The organism is Dehalobacter sp. 12DCB1 (genome assembly GCF_004343605.1).
Taxonomy (GTDB): domain Bacteria; phylum Bacillota; class Desulfitobacteriia; order Desulfitobacteriales; family Syntrophobotulaceae; genus Dehalobacter.
Window position 1 is genome coordinate 132,878 of the sequence record NZ_POSF01000015.1, and the last position, 20,975, is coordinate 153,852.

Here is a 20,975-nt window from a genome sequence, read left to right on the forward strand (position 1 = left end):
TCTATGATTTATCAATGATTTATATTTTCATTTGCCGACTTGTTAATGACTGGAGGGTACATCCATTGCCTGATCGTTTTACCGCAGAAGACAAATATTATATGGAACGTGCACTGGATCTTGCCATTCTGGCGGCAGGCAGAACCAGTCCAAATCCGCTTGTGGGCTGTGTTATTGTGCAGGACGGGCAGATTGTCGGGGAAGGCTACCATCAGAAAGCCGGTACACCGCATGCGGAAGTCCACGCTTTAAATGCTGCGGAATCAAGCGCAGAAGGCGCCGATGTTTATGTTACACTGGAGCCCTGCTCTCATTACGGCCGTACGCCTCCCTGCGCCGATGCACTCATCGCGGCCGGTGTAAAGAAAGTCATTATCGCGATGACGGACCCAAATCCGCTGGTCAGCGGTCAGGGCGTGAGAAAACTGAGGGATGCCGGTATTCTTGTCGCAACCGGTCTGCTGGCTGAAAAAGCTCAAAGCATTAATGAGCCTTTTATCAAAGCAATTACCACCAAAATGCCCTTTGTACTGTATAAAGCTGCAATGACGCTCGATGGCCGGACTGCCGTAGAATCAGGAGACTCCAAATGGATCACTTCGGAAGAGGCCAGACATTTCGTTCATGGTTTAAGAAATACTTATGACGTCATTATGGTCGGCAGTCAAACAGTCCTTCAGGATAACCCGCTCCTAACCTGCCGTAATATTGAGCATGGCCGGGATCCGGTCCGCCTGATCGTCGATGGTTCCCTGTCTGTTCCTTTAAACGCCCAGGTCCTCCGGAACGAATCCGCCAGCCGCTGCATCATCGCGACAACAAAGGCTGCCGACCCAAATAAACTGCTGCGGATGCGTGAAACATTTGCTGCCGATAAGGTTGAGATCTGGCAATATGATATGCCCAGACAGATCCCTTTGCCGGATCTGCTGAGAGACATCGCGGCCAGAGGCTTAAACAGCATCTTATTGGAAGGCGGCGGTACGCTCGCCGGTAAAATGCTGGAATCGAGGCTGATTGATCAAATCATGTTTATGATGGCCCCGAAACTGGCCGGATCCGGCTTCTCCCCGCTCTCAGGCCTGCACCTCACCAGCATGTCCGAGGCAGTAAATATCAGTCAACTAGCGGTATGTGAGCTGGGAGGAAATTATCGTTTTACCGGAACAGTTGACTATAACCAAACCAATAAAATGGGAAGTGACAAATAATGTTTACCGGAATCATTGAAGAACTGGGCACAATAAAGAGTCTAGATCTACTGAAAGACTCCGCCAGATTAACCATTGATGCTTCTTTCGTACTGAAGGGGTCCCAAATCGGAGACAGCATTGCCGTCAACGGGGTCTGTCTTACAGCAACCGTCATCGGTTCCGGAAATTTTTCTGTCGATGTTATGTATGAAACCCTGCAGCGAACGAACCTTCACGAATTAAAGCAGCATACCAAAGTCAACCTGGAAAGAGCGCTGCAGCTGCAAAGCCGTTTGGGTGGTCATCTGGTGAGCGGCCATGTCGATGGCATCGGAAAAATCACTGCAATGACTCCGGTTGGCATTGCTCAAATCTATCGGATTCAAACGTCTCCGGAGATAACCTCCTCCCTGCTGCCGAAAGGATCAGTGGCCATCGATGGAATCTCGTTAACGGTCATTGATGTCGGGGATGACTATTTTACCGTTTCCCTGATCCCCCACACCTTTCAGCATACGACACTCGGCTTTAAACGCGTTGGTTCTACGGTGAATCTTGAAACCGATATTATTGGAAAATATGTGGCTAGGTTCCTGCAAAAGGACCACAGCCCACCCCAAACCAAAAAAGATATATCCGTTGAATTCTTAACTGAAAATGGTTTTATCTAACGAAAGGAGCTTTCTCAGATGACACAGCAAGAAAATATTTTTGCAAGCATTCCAGAGGCTATCGAAGATATCCGTCAAGGCAAAATGATTATCGTCGTCGATGATGAAGACAGGGAAAATGAAGGCGATATTATCATGGCTGCTTCCAAGGTGACGCCCGAAGCGATTAATTTCATGGCCACCTACGGCCGGGGGTTGATCTGCACTTCCCTGACGGCTGCAAGGCTTAAAGAGCTAAATTTGGATCTGATGGTTCAGAACAACACGGATCCCCATGGCACGGCTTTTACGGTAAGCGTCGATGCTGCAACCAGCACCACAGGAATTTCCGCGTTTGAGCGGTCTGCTACGATTCAGGTGCTGATTAACCAAAACAGTAAACCGCAGGATTTACGCAGACCAGGCCATATTTTCCCGCTGCAGGCCCGGGAAGGCGGCGTCCTGGTCAGAGCCGGCCACACTGAAGGATCGGTCGATCTGGCCCGGCTGGCCGGTCTTGAACCGGCCGGTGTCCTTTGTGAAATCATGAATGAAGACGGAACAATGGCCAGAGTGAACGACCTGATGAAATTCAAAGAGCAGCATAACCTGAAAATGGTGACGATCAAAGACTTGATTAGTTACCGCCGTCTGAACGAGAGACTCATTGAAAGGGCCGAAAGTATCGATTTCCCGACAGAATTTGGGACGTTTAAAGCAGTCGGTTTTAAAAGTAAAATTGACGGCAAGGAACATCTGGCCTTGGTCAAAGGCGCTGTTGACGACGGGGAACCCGTTTTGGTCAGAGTCCACTCCGAATGTCTGACCGGAGATGTTTTCTACTCTCGAAGATGTGACTGCCGGGACCAGTTAACAGCAGCCCTTCAGCAAATCGAACGCGAAGGGCGCGGCCTGCTTCTCTATATGCGCCAGGAAGGCCGCGGAATCGGGCTTCTAAATAAATTGAAGGCGTATAAACTCCAGGAAGAAGGCAAAGACACGGTCGAAGCAAATCTGGCGCTGGGTTTCCCGCCTGATCTGCGTGATTACGGCGTCGGCGCCCAGATATTAGCTGACCTCGGTATCACCAAAGTCCGTCTGATGACGAATAATCCCAAGAAAATCGTAGGTCTGGAAGGCTACGGCATTCAAGTTACCGAACGCGTCCCAATCGAAATGCCCGCGAAACCTGAAAATGAATACTACCTGTCAACCAAAAAAGAAAAAATGGGCCATTTCCTGACCAATATTCACTGATCGGTAATAACCGGCAATCCTTAATTGACCAATGACAAAGACATTAAAGCGTATAGAGAACTAAAGACTAAAGACCAATAGCTTAAAAGAAATAAGACTGAACTGGCTGTAAAAGAAAGGAAGGATATCATTTGAAAACCATTGAAGGAAAACTGTTGGCTGAGAATTTAAAGTTTGCGATTGTTGCCGGAAGATTTAATGAGTTTATTACGAATAAACTTATTGGCGGCGCTTTGGATGCACTGAAAAGACATGGCACTAATGAGGACAATATCGAACTCGTCTGGGTCCCCGGTGCTTTTGAAATTCCGTTGGCTGCCAAAAAGATTGCTGAACAAAAACGCTTTGATGCGGTCATCTGCCTTGGCGCGGTGATCAGAGGCGCTACGCCTCATTTTGACTATGTCAGCAGCGAAGTCAGCAAAGGCGTCGCCAATGTCGGCCTGGAAACCGGGGTTCCTGTAATCTTTGGCGTTCTGACCACCGATACGATTGAACAGGCCATTGAGCGAGCAGGCACGAAATCCGGCAATAAAGGCTTTGATGCTGCTGTAACCGCGATTGAAACCGCGAACCTATTTAAGCAGCTCGCCTAAGTCCCCAAACACAGTATTGCAGAAATGACGAATTCATTTGCCAGACGCAAAAAGAGGGCGTAACGAAAAACTTTAGTTTCGATGCGCCCTCTCTATTTGTAATACTACTCTATATTTCTTCTGACTACTCCAAAAATTGTAGGCTTTTATTTTGTCCATAAAAGTCCACTGAAATGTTATACGCGAAAACGTACGAGCAGGTATCTGGGCAAGCCTACAATACTCCAGAAAAAACTCCAGAAAAAAGGCGCCTCATTCAATGAGACGCCTTTGGCCTGCTTGTTTAGAACAGCCCCTGGTCTTTGCGTTGCAAGAAGCGTGATGTTTTAGATTGTTCCTCCCGATTTTTCAATAAGTTTTGAAAGCCGTTCATAGACTTTGCTTGCTTCGTTTGCCAGCTGAAGATAGCGGTGCCGGATTTCATCATTCGAAGCTTTGGTGGCAAATGTCATATACCCGGAAGCTGCTGCCGAGACATCTTTTTCGTAATCATACATCATATCCAGATCTGAAAAATTATTCATAAATAATCTCCTTCCTACATGACTTGAGCAAGCTTACTTTTAAGAAAGTTGGATAATCCGTCAAGTGCGCTTGCCTGGTCCTTAAAAAATGCTTTTACTTCCTTGTCGTTGGCCATCTCACTGTACATTTCACATTTTCTCATCGATACTTCGCTTTCAACCAAGGATCTTGTTATCATTCCCTGATCGAGGATTTTTTTGATTTCACTCTGACTATGCTGCATAATATCCCACCTTCCAAAATTCTTAAGTATTTAGAATTAAGTATTTTCAGGATATACAGAAAGCACTAAATTTATACATTATTGCTTGTCATTATAAAAAAACAGCATGGATTTCACAGCGAAAATCCATGTTGTTTCCTTTGATTAAAATTTTAAACTTTTAATCATCTTATATTTCTTATATCTTCTTAAACTGATAGTCCTGGTCATAATCTACCAGAATCCTTGTTCCTTCTGGAAATTCACCCTGCAGGATCTGTTTAGCCAGCGGATTCTGAATCCGCTGCTGAATCACTCTCTTCAGTGGTCTGGCCCCAAATACGGGATCATAGCCTTCCTCGGTGAGCATGTGCAGGGCCTTGTCGGATAAAGTGAGGGTAAGTCCTCTTTCTTTGAGGCGGTTGCGGAGCAGGTCAAGCTGAATTTCCACGATCCGGACAAGATCTTCTTTCTTTAACGGGTCAAAGATGATGGTTTCATCAAGTCTGTTGATAAATTCCGGCCGGAAATACCGGCTTAGCTCAGCTTCGATCGTTTTACGGACCAATTCCCGGCTGCTGTGGTTTTCATTCATTTCCCGGATTTCCTGTCCGGCAATATTGCTGGTCAGGATCACAACCGTGTTCTTGAAATTGACAATCCTGCCCTGGCCGTCTGTGAGTCTGCCGTCATCAAGCAGCTGCAGCAGAACATTAAAGACATCACCATGCGCTTTCTCAACTTCGTCGAGTAAAATGACAGCGTACGGTTTTCTGCGGACGGCTTCTGTCAGCTGTCCGCCTTCGTCATAGCCAACATAGCCGGGAGGGGCCCCAATCAGACGGGCTACGGAATGCTTCTCCATATATTCGGACATGTCAATCCGGATCAGGGCTTGTTCATTGTCAAACAGAAATTCTGCCAGGGCTTTGGCCAGTTCCGTCTTCCCTACTCCGGTCGGTCCGAGGAACAAGAATGAACCCAGCGGACGGTTCGGGTCCTGCAAACCGGTACGAGCTCTCCGAACCGCATCAGCTACCGCTTGAACAGCTTTATCCTGACCGATGACCCGTTGATGCAGGTTCTCCTCCATCGTAATCAGTTTCTCGGCTTCACTTTCCAGAAGCTTGGAGACCGGGATATGCGTCCATTTGGCGACGATCTCAGCAATATCGCTTTCCGAGACTTCCTGCTTCAGCAGCGTATTCTCCCGTCCCGATACGAGTTGTTCAAGTTCTGCCAGCTCTTTCTCAAGCTTTGGCAGTACGCCGTACTGAAGTTCGGCAGCCCTATTGTAATCGTATTTTTGCTGGGCATTTTCAATTTCTACTCTCGTCCGGTCAATATCTTCCTTCAATTTGTGAATATTGCCCAGTTTTCCGCGTTCCTCTTGAAGCTGGGCTTCCAGAGCACTTCTTTTTTCCTTCAGGTCTCCAAGTTCCTTTTCAATATTGGCCAGCCTTTCCTGACTCGCTTTGTCTTTCTCTTTTTTCAGCGCTTCCCTTTCGATCTCAAGCTGCATGACTCTGCGTTTGATATCGTCGAGTTCCTGCGGTTCACTGGTGATTTCCATCCGCAGTCTGGCTGCTGCCTCATCAATCAGGTCGATCGCCTTGTCCGGCAGGAACCGTTCACTGATATAGCGGTCGGAAAGGATACTCGCCGCAATGATCGCACTGTCGGTAATCCTGACGCCGTGATGCGTCTCATAACGTTCTTTCAAACCCCTTAGGATCGAGATCGTATCCTCGACCGTCGGCGGTGCAACAGTCACCGTCTGAAAACGTCTTTCCAGTGCCGCATCCTTTTCAATGTGTTTACGGTATTCGTCCAACGTCGTGGCTCCGACCATCCTAAGCTCCCCGCGGGCCAGCATCGGTTTGAGCATATTGCCGGCATCCATTGCGCCTTCGGCAGCCCCTGCCCCGACGACGGTGTGCAGCTCATCAATAAAAAGAATAATATTTTCGCGGCTTTCAACTTCCTTTAATACAGCCTTCAGCCGTTCTTCAAATTCTCCGCGGTATTTGGCCCCGGCAATCAGCGTTCCCATATCCAGGGAAATGACTTCTTTATTTTTAATCGCTTCCGGGACATCACCCCGTACGATTCTCTGGGCCAGCCCTTCGACAATGGCCGTCTTTCCTACGCCTGGTTCGCCGATCAGAACCGGGTTATTTTTTGTCCGGCGGGACAATATCTGCAGTACTCTGCGGATCTCCTCATCCCTGCCGATCACCGGATCAAGTTTTCCTCTCCTGGCCAGTGTCACAAGGTTTCGGCCGTACTGTTCCAGGGCAGCATAAGTCCCTTCCGGATTCTGACCGGTAACCCGCTGAGATCCGCGGATTTCCTTCAGAACGTTCAACAGGGCTTCCCGGGTGACTCCGGCTTCTTTCAGGATCTTTCCGGCATCTCCGCCGGCTTGATCAACGATGGCCAGTAAAAAATGTTCCGTACTGACATAATCATCTCCAAACGGTTCCATCTGGTCATGGGCGTTCACCAGAACTGTTCTCATTCTTGGGGAAATGCTCAGCTGGGTAGCAGCTCCCATCATACTGGGCTGTCTCTGGATAGCGGATTTGGTCTTCTCGCTGACACTTACGGGTGAAATATTTAATTTATTCAGGATCTGAGGTACAACCCCTTCATTTTGTTCCAATAAGGCCAGTAACAGGTGCTCAGGTTCCACCTGGCTGTTATGGTTACGTTCCGCGTTGTTTTGCGCAGCGATGATTGCCTCCTGGGATTTCTGGGTAAAACGGTTGGTATCAAAAGCCATTCTTATCACTCCTTTGAACTGTCTCTTTCCCGGCTTAATTCCCGAAGCATACTGATTTCTTTCTCAGACATTTCCTCGGGCAGAACAATCGCAATCTTAGCGTAAAAATCGCCAAAATGATCCGCTTTATTGAGAACAGGCATCCCTTTCCCTCTCAGGCGAAAGCTTTTTCCGGTTTGGGTGCGCGGAGGGATCTTGATGGCTATTTCTCCGCCTAAGGTTTTAACTCGGGTTTCTCCGCCAAGTACGGCCTTGAAGAAATCAATTTCGATAGGGGCGGACAAATCATCTCCGTCCCGGGTATAAACAGCATGCGGAACAATTTTTACCGTTAACAGAAGGTCTCCTTTGTTTCCGTCCCTCACTCCAGCTTGTCCCTGTCCGCTGAGCCTGATTTTATTGTTATGCTTAATGCCTTTCGGAACAGTGGCTTCAATTCTCCGGCCGCCGACTTCAATCATCCGTTTGGTTCCATGATAGGCTTCTTCAAGCGTAATACTGATTTCACCTTCAATGTCCCTGCCGGCCTGCGGTCTTCTGACCCTATCCGAATAATAATCATCGGAATCATCAGCATAGTCTGCCCCCATGCCAAAAATAGAGGAGAAAAAATCTGAAAATCCACCCATGCCCCTGCCTGCGCCAGCACCAGAGCCAAAACCCCTGTCCCCAAATATTTCTGAGAACTCTTCCGGCGTCATTGTACGGGTATAGCGGTTGCTTCCCGGTGATTCCTGCCAGGCCGACCAGTCAAAAGAATTTCCTCTGCCGCCGCGCGACTGCCATTGCTGGTAGTTTGCCCTTAAATCATCGTATTTTTGTCTTTTGGCAGGATCGGATATCGCCTGATAGGCTTCATTAATCTCCTTAAATTTCTCTTCGGAGTCTTTATCACCCTGGTTTAAATCAGGATGATACTTTTTTGCCAGCGCCTGATAGGCTTTTTTGACGGCCTTATTGTCCGCATCCGGAGAAATGCCTAAGATTTGATAATAATCTTTAAAATCCACTGTCCTCACCACCTTAAGACTGCTTTTCTTACCCATTAATTGTATTATATGCAAAATCACCTTAAAGGTCAATATTGGTCAGATATATATTTGTCTTTAGCTGACCTTAATTTTTTTAAGTCTTGATGCCTGTTTATCCGTATAATTTTAACGTTAACGGAAACTTATACCCATAGTTTCAAGCACTTAGGGATTACCCGGTATGCCTTCGGACATACCCCCGGGATCTCCCCGTCGGTTTCAAAGAGTATGGAATCCGGCATATGCAGTTCAATTTCCTTACAGCGGAACACTTGGACTTCAGGAAGATGAATATGTTGACCTTTATAAAGCAGCGGAAAGCGTGTAAAGAGCCTGGACAGTTTCATTTCTTTTATCACAACCAGATCGAAGAAACCGTCATCCAGGCGGGCATCAGGCGCAATATGCATTCCGCCGCCAATATATTGACCGTTGCAGACCATAAACCCCCAGATATTCCCTTCCCAGAATGTATCCCGGTCCATTTTCAGAGAAACACAGGCGCTCTTATACGATAGAACAGCTTCTAAAGTACTGGTCAGATAAGAGAGCTTGCTGCCCATCGCTTTACTCCGGCAATTGGTTCTGTGAACCGCTTCCGCGCCGACTCCGACATTGGATGCATTCAGAAAATAACGTGTCCGTTCTTCCCTTTCAAAATTCAGAAAGTCGACTCGTCCAAGATCAGAAAGAATGATATTGGGCTCCTTCAGCATCCTGATCAAGGCGTTCAGACCTTTTTCTTTGCCCGTTTTTATTGTCCTTACAAAATCCCCGCCTGTTCCTTGTTCAAAAACAGCCAGTTCGATATCGTCCGCCACAAGCCGGTCATTCTCAATAAGACCATTAAGCACCTCATTGACCGTCCCGTCTCCTCCGACCGCAATCATCCTCCGGTACCCTTCGTCCAGAGCCATACGTGTTATTTCTGTTCCTCCCCCGGAGCGGGAGGTCAGCGCATAATCAACCTGTATTCCCGCCTGCTGAAGCTGCTGGTAATACCCTGGCCAAAGTCCCTGCGTTTTTCCATTTGCTGACCGGGGATTCACAACAGCAAACCATGATTTTTGCTGGCTCATTCTCATCTTCCTATCATCTTAGTTTTTCTCAGTCATTTTCTCGATCATTTCTCCGTTTATCCACATGAAAAAACTGAACCGATGGTATAATTTAGTTTTTTAACATATTGTTTCGCTAATTCTTAGAAATTCCCTTTACGCGCGAAAAATTATTTTTTCCTGCCAGCGTTCATGCAGTACTTTCTTCACAAATATTCAGGATCAAACGGCAAGGCTTTCATTCTGTCACTATACTTGCCAAAAATCTGCAGCATATTCATGATTTCATTTCCTTTTCTCAGATCTACAGTCATCATAAATCAGGCACAAACGGCACAAAATATTGATGACAATGGTTTAATCAAAAAAATAGTTTCAAAACTAGGGTTTACTTTTTTGAATGGCCTAGAAAATCCAAGAGAATATAAAAGGAGGTAGCTTGAAAATGATGCGAGGCTGGTATGGACCAGGTGGAGATTGGATGATGGGAGGCAATTATTCCTGGATGGGATTTGCAGTCATGATCATCCAATTGCTTTTCTGGCTGGGAATTATTTTTCTTGCAGTCAGGCTTATTAGAAGTTATCTGGACAGACAGAACACCTCCGGTAAACCGGAAGACCACGCTATGACCATCTTACGTGAACGATATGCCAAAGGGGAAATCGATCTGGAAGAATACAATACCCGAAAAGGCGAGTTAGGGAAATAAACTAGCACACCAAAGACGCCTCATTTTTTTAGAGGCGTCTTTTTTCTTATTGGAGTATTGCAGGCTAACATGCCAAAACCACCGAGTTTTCTGCAAGTGAACCAACAGATAGAGGGCGCATCGAAACTGAATTTCGTTACACCCTCAATTTACATTGCCCCCGCCCAACAGAATTAATACGTTAATTCCTCATTCGCAATAAGGTTACATAATTTATTGAGATCGTAAACCTTTATGACTTTTCTATTCTTTTTTATGATGCCTTCTTTACTAAGATAAGTAAATAATTTACAAACGGTCACAGGATGGGTTCCTGTTATTTTGGCAATCGTCTTTTGTGACACATTCTCAACCGCTAACTCATAATAATCATTTACACGATTCCCTTTTGTCAGACAGAGGTTATATAGAAAAGAGAATACCCTAGCAGAAGGACGGCTTTGATATAAGTCCCTTGATTGATACATAAAGTATTGCGTTTTTTGTATAAGATTCAAGATAAAATTTTTTAATAAACGAGTATTCTGCGATAATATTGCAAGCATCATGTCCAAAGGGAAAAAACAAACAGTGCAATCTTTTACTGCAGTAATTTGAAATTCATGATCATCATTTTGGTTTAAAGCCACCGCTATGCCGTTCTTAAAAACTTCAAGCAGATACTTTTCCTCACCATTCCGCGATACCATACTCACGTCAAGTTGTCCTGAAATCAAGAAAATAACATTACTAAAAGGTATGCCGGGCGAAACGATCTTGCTTCCTCTTGCAAATGTATGCAGGCTTCCAAGAGAAGTATACATGTTTAGCTCTTCAATGGGATCAAATGTTGGAATAATAGGCATCTTTATTATACAATCCGGTAGTTTCCCGTTTTCCAAAGTTATCCCCACCTTTTAAAAGAAAATATAATACTGTGGTCACCCTCATTATACCCGTTATGGTGGTTTTCTTGTTGTTTTAAGCCTAGCCTTCTAAAATTTAATAGATTATTAGTCCCTTGACTATTTGCTGAAACCAAAAAAGTCATTAGAAAAAAGAAGGAAGATTCTTTTCAAATGACGATTAAATCTCTGCAATATTTTTTGATGAAGACCGATTGCAAGTAATAAACATCTGTTTTCATATATCTTTAAGCGGCAAGATAAAGCCCCACCGCTTAAAAATATACCTAATGAGAAAACTGAACCGATTATTGTTTAATGGCTAATACCTCTCGGGCCATTCCAGCCACCATTTGTATTTTTCGATCTGTTCCGTACCATAGCCGAACATATCATCAATTGTCTTAAGCAATCTGGATGAGGTCTCGCCTTTACTGCCGATCCAAGTACCTGCTTCATGGAACCAAGATTGTTCTTTTGAATCCCAAGGACATACTTTCATACACCTGCCGCAGGAAGAACCTTCTTTGTTCGTTGACCGGAATATGGTGCATTTTAGAGAGTCAGTGTTCCATCGCAAGTATCCATTGTGCTCGACTGGATCATCATCAAATGTAATAGCGCCCCCTGGACAGTTATCCGCGCATTTTTTGCACACCCGGCAAAAATCCTGCAAGCCAAAATCAATGGGATTATCGGGAACGAGCGGCAAATCCGTGGTTACAGCTGCACACTTATGGCGGAATCCCAGACGGGGATGAGCTACGCAGTCTCCTGTTCTGGATAACTCGCCCAATCCCGACGCTATCAGGCAGGGACCCATGACTGCTTCATAGTTGGAAATATGATTTGCCCTGGCATTATAACCCAGGTTACGAATATAACTCGCTAAGATGACAGCAATAACACCGGAGGCATGGTATGAACGGAAGGATTGACCGGCACTGATACCATCATATCCGGTCGAACCCAACATCGTTTCCAAGTGCTGATCAACCATAAACGTAATGACATAAGGCATCCTCTCCGTGACCGGAATTGACTTAGACAAATCATCCCCATTCTTAAACAAATCATCCTGCGAAGGGGACCTGTAACTATAATAAGCATAAGCGGGCATCTTGCCGATTCCAACTTCGTCAGCGCGTAAATAATACGCGCAATCCTTAATGTGCTGGGACATTTGTTCAGGATCAGGAATTGGAAGCTTTTCAGGAGCCGGTTTTCCGCCGCACATTGCGTCTGGAGCGATAACACCGACAAATCCCATAAGAGCAGCATTAAAAGGATGCTTACCAACAAAGTGATAGTGGAAGGATTCTTTTTGAGCTTCGGGGGTCAGTTTACCACGAATAGCATAATTGAATCCTGCGTCCGCTGCATGGGTGTTTTTAATAGAACCGACGATCTTTGAAGTTCCTAGCCATTGATCATTATTCTCAACGAACCGGACGGTGGCACCACCATAATCTACATTGGGATGCAGCTTGGATTTGGCTCCGTTTTGAGAACCTGTCTGGCTTGCCATAGCTTCTGACGGCAAAACTCCGATTGCGCCAACAATCCCTACTGCCAGTGCAGAAGCAGCCCCTGCTTTCAAAAATTTACGTCGGTTCATCCGGAATCCTTGTTCCTGCTGTTTTTCTTCTGGAAATTTTGACATTACTTTTCACCTCTTAACTCGTCAAATTAGAACTTTTCTGTTTCTTACCTAAACCTATTAATCCCACTAATCTTGCTAATATGATTCCGATGACGATAGATAGCCCAAAAAAGAGAAAGATTCCGGTACTCGTAGCTTTGACATGACCAATCTGAGCATTAAGCACAATGAAAGATAACCCGATACAAGTAATCAGAAACCATACCGAATACAGAAACCAATTAAGCACAGTTTTCTTTTTGTCCGCCTTGTTTGCGTAAGGTCTCAGGGCTAAAATACCTGCTAAAAAGAGCATTCCAACAACAAAAATGAGAACTACATTCAACACATTAACACCCCCTTCCCATACTTTTTCACATCGAGTCTATAAAATAAACTCAAGTCACTCGCATTATATCTCTGTAATACGTAATATCTCTTAGTAGCTACTAATTAGTGATTATTTTTCTAATTCCAGGAATTTCTCTGTTTTTTTATTTTAAATAAATTGATAAAAAATAAGCTAGGATGTAGCGTCACAACGACATCCTAGCTTTATCATCGATCGTTTTGTTATAAATATAAGATTTTATTCTTCATCTTCCTTATTTCGTCTAAAGCTTTTCTCCGAAAGCATCCTGCGTTTTCTAATGATCCGGCAGACCAGCCAGATCAGCAGCAGAACCGCCAATACCGGCAGCGCATAGCCGATGAAGACCAGCACATAGTTAAGCGCATTCCAGAGGAAGCTTACGGTCTTGATCAAAGCATTCTTCACGGCAATCAAGGTATTCTTCAGCGATATCGGCTGCCAGGGATTATTGACCGTCAGGTCGTTCCGGGCCTGCTCAATATTGATGGTGACCTGGGAGTATTCCACCCGGTTATCATAGTATTTAAGCTGCCCTTTCAGGCTTTCGATCTCTTGACGGACAGCGGCCAGGGAGTTTTCAATTTTTAGAATGTCCTCAACGGAATTCGCTTTTTCGAGAATTTCCAAATACCGTTTTTCCTGAGCCTCCCAGGATCTTAAACGGGTTTCTGTATCAAAATAAGTCATCGATACATCTTCGGTATTCTGGTGTTCGTTGACGACAGTGCCGAACTGGGGAATACTGTTTTTAAACGTCTCGAATTGTTCGGCAGGTATTCTTAAAGAGAGAAAAGCCGTCAAACCATTGTCATAATTACTCCGGGTCGATTCGGCGACGTACCCGCCGAGAGTCTTAACTTTCTCCTCAAGTGCCTTTGACGCAACTTTGACATCATCTGCCTTCAAGGAAATGTCGAGCATATAAATGGTTTTCTGCCGGGCAAAATCATATTCTGCATATCCACTCGGAACTGAATTCTCCAAACTTTTTTTCTGAGCAGCAGCAGGCTCAGTTGATGAGGGAGAGCCAGTAAATCCGGCATCAGCCGCTCCACCTTCGGTAGATTCATCTATAACACCGGCATCAGGGCTCGCTGCAAATCCGTTCGCCCTATCATTTCTGGTACTATCTGTTGCCGTTTGCAGTGAACTGACCTGCTTCTGTAAATCAACCCCCGTCAGGGTCCCACTCACACCAAGACCAACGGCCAGAACGATAACAGCGGCACAGCCGATCAACACAAACGCTTTTTTATTGCCATAGAGAAGTTTGTTTCTTATCCGGGCTGCCAACGTTCCAAATCTGTTCGCCTTTGAAGCTGCTTGCTGAACCTGAGTACTCTTTTCGGTGCTGGCTTCCTTATTGGTTTCATTATTGATTTCCGTGCTTGCTTCAGCAGCTACAAACATCACGTTTTCCAGCGGCTGATTTTTAACAGATTCCAAAATTTTTTCCACGGTTTTGTCTTTGATTCGCTCCTTAATGCCATCGCCCTGACAGACGTAACCAAAAAACTTCTTAAGACGCATAAGATCACCATCTTCTTCCCACATGGCTGTCATTTTGTCTTCAGACATCAGCATTCACCTCCAGCCAGTTCCGCCTGATAGGCTGTCCGGAAACTTTTTTTGGCCCGGTAGAGCAGGCTGTCTACCGCCTGTTGCGTGGTACCGAGAATGGACGCCGTTTCGGATGCGCTGAATCCATCGATCAGCCGTAATTGAATCACAGCGACCTGCGGTTCCGTCAACTGGGAAAGGGTATTGCTTACCGAAAGGACAGTGCCCAGATCCTCCCCATAATCTCTGCTGTTATTTGCATCCTGGATTTCTTCCGTAATCGGAATCATGTTAACCTGTTTCCTGGCCCGATAAAAATCCGCGATATAATTCGAAGCAATTTTTAACGCCCAGCATTTCAAAGAGCTTCTCCCTTCAAAGCCGGCCAGTGATCGCCAGACCTTGGCCATGATTTCAGAAGTAACATCTTCAATTTCCGATGAAGGAATTCTCAGACAGACAAACCTGTAAACAAACGGGAATAGTTCCTCATATATTTCATCAAATGAGGCCTCTGCTTGATTCATACCCAGACCCACCCCCTTAAACCGAAACATTGAATACTACCCGGGCAACAGTATAGACGGAAATATCCATGTTTTTCTGATTCGTATCTTCCTTATTTAGAAAAATTTTCTGATTCAAGTTTTTTCTTAAAAATAAATATCCCCAGAATCATAGAAACGACAACCAAAAATGCCGGATTTAGTCCGGGCCAAATCAGCATAACGGCAAAAGCTGCGATCCCCATGAACCAGGTAACTTTATCCTTACAAGCGCTCTGCCCCATCTGCAGCGCTGACTGAGCCAAAAGCACCACAACGACAGGTCTGACCCCTTTCAGCATTGCCTGCAGTGCAGGTGAGTCAGCATAGTTAATCAGCAGGTGACCCAAAAGTATCATGATAAACGCCGTCGGCAAAACAGCGCCAATGATTGCGGCCAGTGCCCCGCTCCAGCCCTTGACGCGGTACCCGATCATTCCGGCCAATTTCGTCGCAATCGGCGCCGGCAAAGAATTCGATATCGCCACGTAGTTTGTAAAATCTTCACTGGTGAGCCACTGATATTTATGCACCGTTTCATTCTGGATAATCGGGATCATAGCCGGTCCGCCGCCGAAACTAAAATTGCTGGCTCTGAAAAAAGCAATAAATAAATCCCAAAGCGCTTTCATTTTATACTCCCAAAATCTGAATTTATAGTGTTCAAACCTGCTGTGTCAATAAATCAGGTAACCGATAACCATCGACAGGACAATCAGCAATACCGGATGAATTTTAATATAATACAGCGCTGCTGCGGATACGACTGCGATCAGTACAGTGGCATAATCCAGAGGTACTTGGATCTGGAAAGCATCAACCGCCATCTCATAAGCTACGATGATCAGCAAAGCGGTAACAACAGGCCTCACTCCGGTCAGTGCAGCCTTCAAATTACTGGAATCCGCATGTTTTTTTAAGATACCGCCTAAGACTATCAAGACCAGCACCGTAGGCAGAATGGTTGCCAGTAAGGCGACAATCGCTCCCGGCCAGGAAGCAACTTGATAGCCCAGATAAGCCGCTACTTTGGTTCCAAGCGGCCCGGGAAGCGTATTTGCCAAGGCAATGGCATCAGCAAACTGAGCATTGGTCAGCCAGTGATAATTATCGACGGTCTCCGCCTGAATCAGCGGAATCATCGCCGGCCCGCCGCCAAAGGACAAGTTGCTTGCCCGAAAAAAAGCGATAAACAAATTCCACAAATCGGTTGCCATTTATTCTCCTTCTATATCCTGTTCGTACTACGTACTATCATCCTGTTCGTATCCTGTCATGATGCTTTAACCCAATTCAATTATAGCAAACGTTTTTGGCCTTTCAAATCAATTCAAAAGTGCCCTTTTTGATCCAAAAAGCCGTTGTCATATTGACGATAAAATGACATAATACGGGGACCCAGAGTGTTAAAGAAACGGCATAGACAACGCCAAGAAGGATTCCCATCAGGAACACTTCCACAAGAATGAAAACTTGGCGCCAGTATCTGTAGTGAATCAGCGTAAAGACAACAGCCGTCAGGCATAACCCTAAAACCGGCTGAATCATGCCTCTGAACAGGAATTCCTCACTGAAAGCACCGAGAAAAAATAGTGGTAAAAGCTCCGTTAGTGAGAATTTCTCCATCAGGATAAGATTAATCTCATCAAACAGTCTTTCCTTCGGTACATATTTTAAGAAAAGAAATTGAAGCGCAATCAGGACGGCGCAGCCGATAATTAACGCAATAAAGGCTTTACTCAAGCTATCGATTGTGAACATTTCCGCCAACACAATTTTTCTGTCAAATAATCTTAGTATTACCCACAGGCCCAGGGCAATCACAATCAGAATCGCCTGCGATAACAGGATATTCAAACCCAGCATCTTTTTAGATATTTCCATTGCCGTTACATCCTATCCAACAGTCCGAGCGCCGAGCATGCCAGAACCCGGGTTCCTATGCTAAGCGCTTCTTCATCAATATTAAAACATGGATGATGGTGCGGATGAATGATTCCTTTCTTCTTATTCCCTGCCCCGATAAATATCAGCATACCCGGTAAGCGATGAAGATAAGCGGAAAAGTCCTCGCCCCACATCACCGGACTGGCTTTAATCAATGCTTTTGCTCCGAATTCTTCTTTCAGTATTTCCGTTACTTTGCCGGCAACGGAACTGCTGTTAACAACAGGATCATAACCGAGCTCGTAATCGAAAGTGTATTTTGCGCCATAAGCAATACAGACCCCTTTGATGATATTTTCCATCCGTTTCGGGATTTCCAGACGGGTGTCCCGGTCAAATGTCCTGACGGTTCCTTTCAGGTCTACCCGCTCAGGTATGACATTAAAAGCCGAACCGCCTTGAATATTGGTAATAGACAGGACGACGGATTTCAGAGCGCTGATTTGGCGGGATACGATATTTTGCAGGGCGGTAACGACCTGCGCACTGACCAATACCGGATCGATGGTATCCTCAGGCATCGCGGCATGGCCTCCTTTGCCAAATATTGATATTGTAAAGTTATCCGGGGCAGCCATTAAAGGGCCCGTGGCTAAGCCGATTTTTCCAACAGGCAAAGATGTAAAGAGATGAAGTGTAAGAATCGCATCGACCCCGTTCAGGAGGCCTAGTTTAACAAGATCCTTGGCCCCGCCGGGATGTTTTTCTTCAGCATGCTGAAAGATGCAGCGGATTTCTCCTTTCATCCCGGATTTTAGTTCCGCAAGGACTTTTGCAGCTCCAACCAGCATGGCCGCATGGCCGTCATGCCCACAAGCATGCATCGTCCCGATATTTTGGGACCGGTAAGGTACATCGTTTTCTTCCAGGATCGGCAGCGCATCAAGATCACCCCTGAGCGCCACAATTTTTCCCGGCATACTGCCCTTTATGGCGGCCAGAATACTGGTCTCTGTCGGTCTTGATACCTCAATGCCTGGGACTCCATGCAATCTGTCGAAGATCATATCTGCTGTACGATACTCCTGAAAAGACAATTCAGGATAGCGATGAAAGGTCCTTCTCAGATCGATAATTTCTTCTTTTTTCTCGGCAACAAGTCCACTAATGGCCGTTATTCGTTCATTTTCTGCCATATCGTCAACTCCTGTATCGGATAAGTATCACCCATTAATTCTCCAAAAATATGCATAATCCTTGAAACACCGGACATTTATTGCGCGATCGGCAATGAATACAAAATTCTTTGATTAAATTTCTTGCATTATACCGGTATTCTGCTACGATATATTCAGATAAATAGTAAACGCGGACAACGATGTCCTCGGGATTTGATCCCGGGGACTTTTTTGTCGTTACCATGTCAATCCTGCCCTGTATGTTCCAGTCTGAATTTCTTCATGACGGCATTGACATTGTACTATGCTGTTTATCAAAAATACGATTGAATCGAAGAGGTGGATACAATGAAAAAAATTGAGTGTATTATTCGGCCAGCTAAATTGGAAAACGTGAAAGAAGCCCTCGGCAAATTTGGGATCAAAGGAATGACGGTCACCAACGTCATCGGCTGCGGACTTCAACAGGGAAAAACAGAAGTATACCGTGGAAATGCCTATACCATCAATCTATTGCCTAAATACAAAATCGAGATTGTTGTCCCGGATGAATCCGTGGCCAAAGTCATCGAAATCATCACCGATACTGCCAGAACCGGAGAAATCGGTGACGGAAAAATCTTCGTCTATGATGTACTGAATGCCGTGCGGATCAGAACAGGAGAATCGGGAGAAAAAGCCGTCTAATTCTCTTCAAAAAATTTTAATATCCATGGCAATCATGAGTTTTTTTCCAGATATGGTACTTCCTAAAATATAAGCAAACAATTACCGGGTTTAAGAATATCAGATTAACGAATAATAAGTACGACTCCCAAACAAAAAAACTTATATTTTAAGGAGGAAAATGACATGGCTGGTGAAAGAAATTCAAACAATCCTGCCGTTCAAGGTTCAGGAAAAGGACTGGAACAACTGAAATACGAGATCGCCAATGAAATGGGTGCTACCTTGGGTGGGGACCGCACTTCCCGTGAAAACGGATCCGTCGGTGGCAATATGACCAAACGCATGGTACAATTTGCTGAGCAGCAGCTGAAAAGCGGACAGAGAATCTAACTTCTCTTAGCTTACTTTCCTAGCAGCAATGTATAAGAAGCATTCCTTAATCGGAATGCTTCTTTACTTTCATAAAAGCAAAAAAATCTTATTCATCATCATATTTACTGGATTATTTATTAATCTTTGCCCAGCTGTCCCGCAATCCGACGATTTGGTTAAAGACCGGATGATCATTGGAATGGTCTTTCAAGTCAGCGCAGAAATAACCCTGTCTCAAGAATTGATATTTGCTGCCCGGATCAGCTTCTTTTAAACCCGGTTCAATTTTGCATTGTTTCAGAATTCGCAGGGAATCGGGATTGATTCTGGCAAGGAAGTCGTCACTCTCTGCCGAATCATCTTCCGTATACTGGTCATCCCTGATCAAATAGTCATACAAGCGTATCTCAGCGTTTTCAGCATGGGCCGCGGAGACCCAGTGAAGCGTCCCCTTCACCTTTCTTGAGCTGGCCGAACCTCCGCTTTTGGTATCCGGATCGTACGTGCAATGGATTTCAGAGATTTGGCCATCTTCATCTTTCAGGACTCTTTCACATTTGATTATATAGGCATGTTTTAGCCGGACTTCATTACCTGGAGAAAGACGGAAGAATTTTTTGGGCGGCTCCTCCATAAAGTCTTCGCGTTCAATATAAATTGTGCGCGAAAACGGGATCAGCCTGGTCCCTGCCTCCGGATCCTCCGGATTATTCTCCGCTTCCAGGAATTCTTCTTGATTTTCCGGATAGTTGATCAGGATGACCTTGATCGGATCCAAAACGGCCATCACCCGCTTGGCTTTGCTGTTCAGATCTTCACGCAAGCAATGTTCTAGTAAAGCGACATCGACGATGCTATTGGCTTTGGCTACGCCGATACGGTCACAGAAATCCCTGATCGCTTCCGGTGTATAGCCTCTGCGCCTTAAACCGGAAATCGTAGGCATCCGCGGATCATCCCACCCCTGAACATAACCGCCTTCAACTAATTGGCGAAGCTTTCTTTTGCTCATGACCGTATTCGTCAGATCCAAACGGGCAAATTCATATTGTCTGGGCCTGTCCCCTTCGATCAGCTGTTCCGTCAGCCAATCGTAGAGCGGCCGGTGGTCTTCAAACTCCATCGTGCAAATCGAATGGGTAATATGTTCCAGCGCGTCCGATAAAGGATGCGCAAAGTCATACATTGGGTAAATACACCAGGCATTTCCGGTCCGATGATGCGACGCATGCATGATGCGGTAAATCACCGGATCACGCATATTTAAATTCGGAGAACCCATATCTATTTTTGCTCTGAGCACTTTCGCACCGTTCGGGAATTCTCCGGCTCTCATTCTTTGGAACAGGTCAAGATTTTCTTCGACAGAACGGGTACGGTAAGGGCTGTCCTCTCCGGGCTGGGTCAGCGTCCCACGATATTCCCGTATTTCCTCTGCCGACAGATCACAGACAAACGCCTTGTCTTTTTCAATCAGCTTTATAGCAAATGCATACAGCTTTTCAAAATAATCGGAAGCATAGTACATCCTGTCTTGCCAGGAAAATCCCAGCCATTGGACGTCTTCCTGAATCGATTCGACAAATTCGGTTTCCTCTTTGCTCGGGTTGGTATCGTCAAACCTAAGATTGCAGCATCCGTTAAATTCCAGCGCCGTGCCGAAATTCAAACAGATGGATTTGGCGTGCCCGATATGAAGATAGCCGTTAGGTTCAGGAGGAAAACGTGTATGTACCCTGCCGTTGTTTTTATTCAGCTTTAAATCTTCCCGGATAATATTTTGAATGAAATTGGATGATGAATAAGAAGAATTTGATGTATTTGATGTATTAATAGCAGTAACCCCCTACGAAAAC

The 20,975-nt window shown here is 45.4% G+C and carries 22 protein-coding genes; 7 read left to right on the forward strand and 15 right to left on the reverse strand.

The window, feature by feature from the left end:
• The first annotated feature begins 65 nt into the window (after positions 1-65).
• The 4 genes from ribD to ribE (C1I38_RS09425) all read left to right on the forward strand — a co-directional run bounded on the left by ribD (position 66) and on the right by ribE (C1I38_RS09425) (position 3,696).
• On the forward strand, positions 66-1,211 hold the full coding sequence (gene ribD, locus C1I38_RS09410) for a bifunctional diaminohydroxyphosphoribosylaminopyrimidine deaminase/5-amino-6-(5-phosphoribosylamino)uracil reductase RibD (RefSeq protein WP_119774928.1): 1,146 nt from the start codon (positions 66-68) through the stop codon (positions 1,209-1,211).
• A complete protein-coding gene (gene ribE, locus C1I38_RS09415) occupies positions 1,211-1,864 on the forward strand; it encodes a riboflavin synthase (protein ID WP_119774927.1) in 654 nt (217 codons plus the stop codon). Before ribD ends, ribE (C1I38_RS09415) begins: the two co-directional genes overlap by 1 nt.
• Positions 1,865-1,882: 18 nt before the next feature.
• Positions 1,883-3,100 carry a bifunctional 3,4-dihydroxy-2-butanone-4-phosphate synthase/GTP cyclohydrolase II gene (locus C1I38_RS09420; RefSeq protein WP_119774926.1) on the forward strand — a complete coding sequence of 406 codons (1,218 nt, stop codon included), beginning with the start codon at positions 1,883-1,885 and terminating at the stop codon, positions 3,098-3,100.
• Positions 3,101-3,231: 131 nt separating this feature from the next.
• A complete protein-coding gene (gene ribE, locus C1I38_RS09425; RefSeq protein ID WP_119774925.1) occupies positions 3,232-3,696 on the forward strand; it encodes a 6,7-dimethyl-8-ribityllumazine synthase in 465 nt (154 codons plus the stop codon).
• Between the two features lie 326 nt (positions 3,697-4,022).
• On the opposite strand, the gene C1I38_RS09430 is transcribed toward ribE (C1I38_RS09425), so the two are convergent.
• The 5 genes from C1I38_RS09430 to C1I38_RS09450 form a co-directional block, all read right to left on the reverse strand.
• A complete protein-coding gene (locus C1I38_RS09430) occupies positions 4,023-4,220 on the reverse strand; it encodes a spore coat protein (protein WP_119774924.1) in 198 nt (65 codons plus the stop codon).
• A 14-nt stretch (positions 4,221-4,234) separates the two neighbouring features.
• Positions 4,235-4,444 (reverse strand): hypothetical protein, encoded by a 210-nt coding sequence (locus C1I38_RS09435; RefSeq protein ID WP_119774923.1) that lies wholly within the window; start codon positions 4,442-4,444, stop codon positions 4,235-4,237.
• A 178-nt stretch (positions 4,445-4,622) separates the two neighbouring features.
• Complete coding sequence (gene clpB / locus C1I38_RS09440; RefSeq protein ID WP_119774922.1) at positions 4,623-7,208, reverse strand: ATP-dependent chaperone ClpB; 2,586 nt, start codon at positions 7,206-7,208, stop codon at positions 4,623-4,625.
• A 5-nt stretch (positions 7,209-7,213) separates the two neighbouring features.
• Positions 7,214-8,218 (reverse strand): DnaJ C-terminal domain-containing protein, encoded by a 1,005-nt coding sequence (locus C1I38_RS09445; protein ID WP_119774921.1) that lies wholly within the window; start codon positions 8,216-8,218, stop codon positions 7,214-7,216.
• 164 nt (positions 8,219-8,382) lie between these two features.
• Positions 8,383-9,318, reverse strand: a complete 936-nt coding sequence (locus tag C1I38_RS09450; protein WP_119774920.1) for a diacylglycerol kinase family protein — start codon at positions 9,316-9,318, stop codon at positions 8,383-8,385.
• A 424-nt stretch (positions 9,319-9,742) separates the two neighbouring features.
• Here C1I38_RS09450 and C1I38_RS09455 point away from each other — a divergent pair, with 424 nt between their 5' ends.
• Positions 9,743-10,009, forward strand: a complete 267-nt coding sequence (locus C1I38_RS09455; protein WP_020491566.1) for an SHOCT domain-containing protein — start codon at positions 9,743-9,745, stop codon at positions 10,007-10,009.
• A 173-nt stretch (positions 10,010-10,182) separates the two neighbouring features.
• Here C1I38_RS09455 and C1I38_RS09460 read toward each other — a convergent pair whose 3' ends face one another.
• The 9 genes from C1I38_RS09460 to C1I38_RS09500 all read right to left on the reverse strand — a co-directional run bounded on the left by C1I38_RS09460 (position 10,183) and on the right by C1I38_RS09500 (position 18,096).
• On the reverse strand, positions 10,183-10,890 hold the full coding sequence (locus tag C1I38_RS09460; protein WP_026156297.1) for a Crp/Fnr family transcriptional regulator: 708 nt from the start codon (positions 10,888-10,890) through the stop codon (positions 10,183-10,185).
• A 325-nt stretch (positions 10,891-11,215) separates the two neighbouring features.
• Positions 11,216-12,556: a reductive dehalogenase gene (locus C1I38_RS09465; protein ID WP_119774919.1), complete on the reverse strand. Its 1,341-nt coding sequence runs from the start codon at positions 12,554-12,556 to the stop codon at positions 11,216-11,218.
• 13 nt (positions 12,557-12,569) lie between these two features.
• The gene (locus C1I38_RS09470; protein WP_119774918.1) at positions 12,570-12,884 is read right to left on the reverse strand and encodes a dehalogenase; all 315 of its coding nucleotides are present in this window, start codon (positions 12,882-12,884) and stop codon (positions 12,570-12,572) included.
• 240 nt (positions 12,885-13,124) lie between these two features.
• Positions 13,125-14,486, reverse strand: a complete 1,362-nt coding sequence (locus tag C1I38_RS09475) for a DUF4349 domain-containing protein (RefSeq protein ID WP_119774917.1) — start codon at positions 14,484-14,486, stop codon at positions 13,125-13,127.
• Complete coding sequence (locus tag C1I38_RS09480; RefSeq protein ID WP_119774916.1) at positions 14,486-14,995, reverse strand: sigma-70 family RNA polymerase sigma factor; 510 nt, start codon at positions 14,993-14,995, stop codon at positions 14,486-14,488. Before C1I38_RS09480 ends, C1I38_RS09475 begins: the two co-directional genes overlap by 1 nt.
• A gap of 92 nt (positions 14,996-15,087) precedes the next feature.
• The gene (locus C1I38_RS09485) at positions 15,088-15,645 is read right to left on the reverse strand and encodes a chromate transporter (RefSeq protein WP_119774915.1); all 558 of its coding nucleotides are present in this window, start codon (positions 15,643-15,645) and stop codon (positions 15,088-15,090) included.
• A 45-nt stretch (positions 15,646-15,690) separates the two neighbouring features.
• A complete protein-coding gene (locus C1I38_RS09490) occupies positions 15,691-16,230 on the reverse strand; it encodes a chromate transporter (RefSeq protein WP_020491576.1) in 540 nt (179 codons plus the stop codon).
• Positions 16,231-16,333: 103 nt separating this feature from the next.
• Positions 16,334-16,897 carry a type II CAAX endopeptidase family protein gene (locus C1I38_RS09495; protein WP_119774914.1) on the reverse strand — a complete coding sequence of 188 codons (564 nt, stop codon included), beginning with the start codon at positions 16,895-16,897 and terminating at the stop codon, positions 16,334-16,336.
• 5 nt (positions 16,898-16,902) lie between these two features.
• A complete protein-coding gene (locus C1I38_RS09500) occupies positions 16,903-18,096 on the reverse strand; it encodes an amidohydrolase (RefSeq protein WP_119774913.1) in 1,194 nt (397 codons plus the stop codon).
• 330 nt (positions 18,097-18,426) lie between these two features.
• Between C1I38_RS09500 and C1I38_RS09505 the strand changes: the two genes are divergently transcribed.
• Both C1I38_RS09505 and C1I38_RS09510 read left to right on the forward strand, forming a co-directional pair.
• On the forward strand, positions 18,427-18,765 hold the full coding sequence (locus C1I38_RS09505; protein ID WP_020491579.1) for a P-II family nitrogen regulator: 339 nt from the start codon (positions 18,427-18,429) through the stop codon (positions 18,763-18,765).
• 165 nt (positions 18,766-18,930) lie between these two features.
• Positions 18,931-19,137 (forward strand): alpha/beta-type small acid-soluble spore protein, encoded by a 207-nt coding sequence (locus tag C1I38_RS09510; protein ID WP_020491580.1) that lies wholly within the window; start codon positions 18,931-18,933, stop codon positions 19,135-19,137.
• A 112-nt stretch (positions 19,138-19,249) separates the two neighbouring features.
• On the opposite strand, the gene C1I38_RS09515 is transcribed toward C1I38_RS09510, so the two are convergent.
• A complete protein-coding gene (locus tag C1I38_RS09515) occupies positions 19,250-20,953 on the reverse strand; it encodes a glutamine--tRNA ligase/YqeY domain fusion protein (protein WP_119774912.1) in 1,704 nt (567 codons plus the stop codon).
• Between the last annotated feature and the right edge of the window lie 22 nt (positions 20,954-20,975).